Genomic DNA, 5,543 nt, shown 5'->3' with positions numbered 1-5,543 from the left:
GCCGACGGGGACAAAGTCGAGTACTACTACGCGGCCGATGTCACGGACGAAACCGACCTTGCCGAAGTGCAGGGCAAGGCCACCGCCGCTGTCCTGACCGTCGCATCAACGGGAACAACTCCTTCCGACTGGACGCTTGAGCTCTCCGGAGCCATCGACACGACCGTTTCCAGGGATTACTTCGAAGAAGGACTTGCCTGTGTCCACTACGCCGAATGGACCGACATTGACGGCAATGTCTGGGGCGGCGTCCCGCTCTGGCTGCTCGTCGCCATGGTGGACGACAATCCCGATACGGGTCCGTATCATATCAACTTTAACGATGATATTGCCGCCCAGGGCTATACGGTTAAAGTGATAGCCGGAGACGGCTGGGACACCAGCCTCGCAAGCGCGGATATCGCCCGCGATGAAGGGTATATCGTGGCCAACACGCTCAACGGCGAGCCGCTCCCGCTGCTTACGGAGCCGGAGACGGGGAAACCCTGCTGGCCGCTCCATCTGAAAGGTCCTGGGGTCTCGGGAGGGCAGCAGGTAGGAAACATCGTACGGATAGAACTTGTGGGCCTCCCTGAGCCGTCCGAAGGCTGGACCCTTGAGATGATTGGCGAGGTCGGCGATACGATCACCCAGTCCGAGTTCGAGGAAGGGCTTGCCTGCACGACCTCGGGACACCTTGTTTCATGGACCGACGACTATGGCGACACCTGGTCCGGCGTCCCGCTCTGGGTGCTCCTCGGCGCGGTGGATGACATCGAGCTCGCCTCGCACTGGACCTTCAGCGATGATGTCGCAGCCGCAGGCTACACCGTGAACGTGATCGCCGGTGACGGCTTCTCACGTACATTCCTCAGCGCAGATGTGGCCCGCAACGACGGGTACATCGTGGCGAACATGAAAAACGGCGTGGAGCTTACTGTGGACGACGGTTACCCGCTGAAGTTGAACGGCCCTGCCATCACCTCCGGCATGGACCGTGTCGGTTCCATCGCAACAATCGAGATCCTCGAACTTCAGACGCCTCCGGCGGAGCCCGGCAGCTGGAACCTCAATATGGCGGGGAAGATCACCGATGTGATCTCCCGGGCAGAGTTTGAGGAAGGACTTGCATGCCCCGCATCCGGCCATTATGCCGAGTGGACCGACATTGACGGCAACGTCTGGTCCGGCATGCCGCTCTGGTTCCTCTGCGGCTGGGTCGATGACCGGCAGCCGCACGAGTACAGTGCAACGCAGGCCATGGCAGGCTACAAGATCACGGTGAAGGCCGGAGACGGGTATGCAAAGGAATTTGCGAGCGCCGATGTCGCATGGAGCAGTGATTATATCGTCGCGAATATGGCCAATGGAGAGCCGCTCGACGAGTCCTGGCCTCTGCGCCTTGTCGGTGACGGCGTCACCCGGGACGACGGAACCCTGAGCGGCATGAGCGTCGGCAACATCGTCGAGATCGAGCTGAACGAGTTCAACGAACCTACGGCGATTCCGAAGGTACATATCGTGAAATACGGCGAGGACCAGCAGACCATCGTTGCCGAAACCTGGATTGACTACACCGAGATGATGATGCAGTTTGATGTCATCGGCGACGGCGAAACCCAGTACCACTACCAGGGCATCACCATGGATCCCGAGGACATCTGGGGTGTTGCCGATGAGACCAAGGGCGGTTACAAGATCTCCAATGCTGTGAAGGGAACCCGGGTAATTGACCTGGTAAGCCTTGTCGGCGGCATGGGCGAGGGTACCGATATCGTCTTCCTTGCAGACGACGGCTACAAGACCATCCTGCCTTATACGAGCATTTACACGACGGCCGAGATCCAGGAACGGCAGGGCGATGCGGTTCTTGCCTGGTATGCCGACGGCGTGTTTGTGCCCGGTTACGGTGACGGCATGCGCCTCTTCTTCATGCCGGAGGACACCATCTACGGCCAGTGGGACATGCACGAGAGCATGCCCGCAGGATACTGGCACTACTACTACCAGTCCTACAGCGCAAGCGATCCTGACTACGGCCAGTACGCACCGGGCATTCTCTACCCGTCCTGTGCCGGTACCTCGGCAAAGTATGTGACCGAGATCAGGGTCTATACGACTCCCGCATCCGACTGGAACCTTCACCTCGACGGCATCGAAATCGGCGGCATGGAGTATACCGTAAACAAGGCGTACTTCGAAGCTGCGCTCGCCTGCCAGTTCGGTGCGAACCATCTGGCAAGCTATACCGACGACAAGGGACGCGAATGGTCGGGCATGCCGCTCTATTTCCTCTGTGGATTTGTCGATGATGCGGATCAGCATTCCGACGAGGCCTACAACGAAGCGCTTGCCCTTGCAGGCTACGATATCGTGATTACGGCCACCGACGGTTTCACCGTCACCATCCCGAGTGAGGAAACGGTGAGAAGCACGGAGTTCATCATCGCGAATACGCTTGACGGATACCGGATTCCGGACGACGATTCGAGCTGGCCGCTCCGCTTCGTCGGTGCGGGCGTTGCAATGGACGTGAAGGGAGTCGCCTCGATAGAGCTAATGGCACGGGCGCCTGCATCCGCCGTTGTTCTCTATGACGGCGAGGTGACCCTGTGCGAAGGCGAAACCTTCGACTGGACGGATGCCGACGGCTTTGACCATACCGTCGACTGGCCCACGCCGCACGGTGCGCTTCACGCCGCCTCCGTGGACGGAGGGTTCATGTACGGCGGCATCTGGAAGGAGACCAAGAACACCGCGCTCATAGACTGGATCGACTCGTACGTCTACGACGGCACGAACGGGTGGAACTACAGGTTAAACGGGGTCTATCAGAACTACTTCTCCGACACCACGGGTGTATCGAACCTTCTGATTCAGGACGGAGATGAGCTGCTCTTCTACTTCGGTCCGAAGGACGACCAGACCGTGACACAGGCCGAAGCCCTTGTCAGGATTCGCGTGCATGTTACCCCGTCGGGCAGCGGTACGCCTGTACCGGAATTCCCGTCTGTTGCCGTGCCGCTTGCGATAACCGGAGCACTCTATCTCGTTGCCCGGGGAGCACGCCGTGATTGAGCAGACAAAACCCCTCTCCTTTTTTGCACACACTTCGTTTCACGGACAGCGTGATCGGCAGATGTCCGCCCGGCATCCGGTTTCTTCCTTTCGTAGCTGATTATCGGGCCCCGTTTTCTCAGGGACCGAACGGGTGTCTCACGGTGCTTTCCGGCACTGTTGAAGTCGTTTCCCGGTATCAGGACTCCGGGTGAGGACCTTTATTCTACTAGGATCCGGGGAGCATGGATATCCCGGACCGGTGTTCTCACCGAAACGGCTTCTGCGTTATTGTCAGCGAACATATCCGGAACCCGTGTCGCGGTCGGATCCGCGTGCGCACACGGGCACAGAGTACTGTACAGCCCGTAATCATGGCTGCGGGCAGGGCCGACGACGGGAATTCGGGTACCCGGGCACGGGAGGCAGACAGACCCGTCCGGAGACCGGACGCCGTCGCACCTCTGATGTGCGGCAAAAGATCCGAAACTTGTATCTGGCGAATACTATATTGCTATCAATATCAAATAGGGGGCTATGGCAGACAGCATTATGCTCGGATTCATCACCTCCGTCGTCGTCATTGCCGCGGTACTTCTTGGTGCCATGGTGCTGGTCAGAACGGACGGAGGGAATTTTCTCAACATCATCCGTGCCGATTACTGGGTGCCGAGCCTTTCGCTCTTCCAGTTCCTTCTCTGGACGATTGTCATCTCGTTCTCGTACATCTGGATTTCCGCCATCAGGATATTCGAGGGTGATCTCACGTTTTCGACAGAGATTCCCCTGAACCTGTACCTGCTGCTCGGTATCAGCGTCGCGGTGCCCCTTGTCAGCATAGGGTACACAAAATCGGAGTATAAACCCGATACACCTTCACAACCACCGGAAAAACTCCCTCCCTTCGGCATGATGCTGAAGAACAAGGGGAAGATCGCTCTCAACAGGTTCCAGATGTTCTTATGGACCTTCGTGGGCATTGTCCTCTACCTCTCGGTCGTCGTGGGAACGGTCACCGGAATGGCCGCCGCAGGTGACGGAGCCGCTGCGGCAGACACCGCCGGGCTCTCGCTTCCCGATATCGATCCAACGCTCGTTTACCTGATGGGGCTGAGCCAGACCGGTTACCTCGGCGGGAGGGTACTGGGCGAGGATAAAAAGGCGGCCAAAGCCAAATCGGCACCCAAACCCGCATCGGCTCCATCACCCGAGATTGCAGCAGGAGCACCGGAGATACCGCCGCGGCCACGGCGGCGGATGCCGGATGATGTCCGGAGCTATCTCGTGTACGATCACCCGGATGAATTGAAGAAACGTATAGGGTTATTAGTTGACCAGGCCGAGATCAGGGGACTTACCCGCTATTACATCGTCGGTGACGATTTTTACTACCTCATTGACAACGGCCAGATCCGCGGTGCCATCAGTCCGGGAAAACGGTCAAAGGAGGATATAATGCGGGACATCAACGATGCGGTGGATAAGATCGGAGAGACGGAGGTCCTGATGGTATAGGGAAAGGAAGACCACTGTACACGATTACGTCTCAAGAGCTCATAGGAAAACAATAATTATTGTATTTTGGTATTTTTTTCCCCGGAGAGGAGCGTCTCGGAAGCGGATCAGTCCCACGGCTCCTTCGCCGTGAAAGCCGAGACGACATCACCGGTGGAACCAGCTTCTGCCGGGAATCAGGTCCATTGCACTGAGAAGAGCGTCCGGAGCCTTTTCTTCCCGTGCGGTGCGGATATCCGTCTTCCGTGCCGGAAAATATACGCGAGCGCGCCGTTCGAACACGGCATACAGGTCTGATTCCTGCTCAACGATATTTTCGGGGGCACTCCGACCACGATCCTCTGGCAAACACCAGTCCGAGAGCACCGGCACAGAGCCGCAGGAATGTCTCGCGCATCAGGCATACGGCCCCGGAAGGGCAGGAACCCGGATGGCACAGGAACTGTTTCCTGATATGATACGCATGCCACCGGAATATCCCGCTCTGCATCACATCCCGGAGAACCGCTGCCGTCACGACCGGATCAGGCCAGCCCCCCGTGCCGGCCTTCAGCGAATAGACGGTGGTGCTGGTCACGACCCGCATTTCGTGCACCATAAACCGCGAGGATTCAAGGATGTCATGGCTGGAAAACGGGTACCCGGACCGGTGAAGGTGCGTGATGATGCACCCGGAAATTTCGCCATATTCCGACTCGGGGAGATACACAAAGTCATCCCCGAAGAATTCGTACCTGAGAACGCCTGCCGGCGTAAATATCCCGGCAACCTCCTGCGGGCAATGGGAATCATGGAGAATGTTATGCTCGTACCGGAGCACGGACGCCGGGACCCGGAAGACGGCAGTGCCGGTCATGACATGGATGAATACGGAAGCTTCCGGGAAAAAGGATACGGTGCCGGCCCCGCCACCCGGGATGGGTAACTCCGTGAGAAAGCATCACTGCCGGACACATCCCGTCCGGGTGTAAAAAAACTGTGAAAGGAATTTT

2 protein-coding genes and 1 pseudogene are annotated in these 5,543 nt (G+C 58.2%); 2 read left to right on the top strand and 1 reads right to left on the bottom strand.

Annotation, left to right across the window (positions count from 1 at the left end):
- Together APR53_01870 and APR53_01865 are read left to right on the top strand one after the other, a co-directional pair.
- Positions 1–3,057: pseudogene (locus tag APR53_01870) on the top strand.
- Between the two features lie 516 nt (positions 3,058–3,573).
- Positions 3,574–4,551: a hypothetical protein gene (locus tag APR53_01865; protein ID KQC02974.1), complete on the top strand. Its 978-nt coding sequence runs from the start codon at positions 3,574–3,576 to the stop codon at positions 4,549–4,551.
- Positions 4,552–4,855: 304 nt separating this feature from the next.
- Here APR53_01865 and APR53_01860 read toward each other — a convergent pair whose 3' ends face one another.
- Entirely contained in the window at positions 4,856–5,407 is a 552-nt protein-coding gene (locus tag APR53_01860) for a hypothetical protein (protein ID KQC02973.1), read from the bottom strand.
- Positions 5,408–5,543: the final 136 nt, after the last annotated feature.

It is taken from the genome of Methanoculleus sp. SDB (assembly GCA_001412355.1).
GTDB lineage: Archaea > Halobacteriota > Methanomicrobia > Methanomicrobiales > Methanomicrobiaceae > LKUD01.
This window is presented reverse-complemented; position numbering and strand designations above follow the sequence as displayed.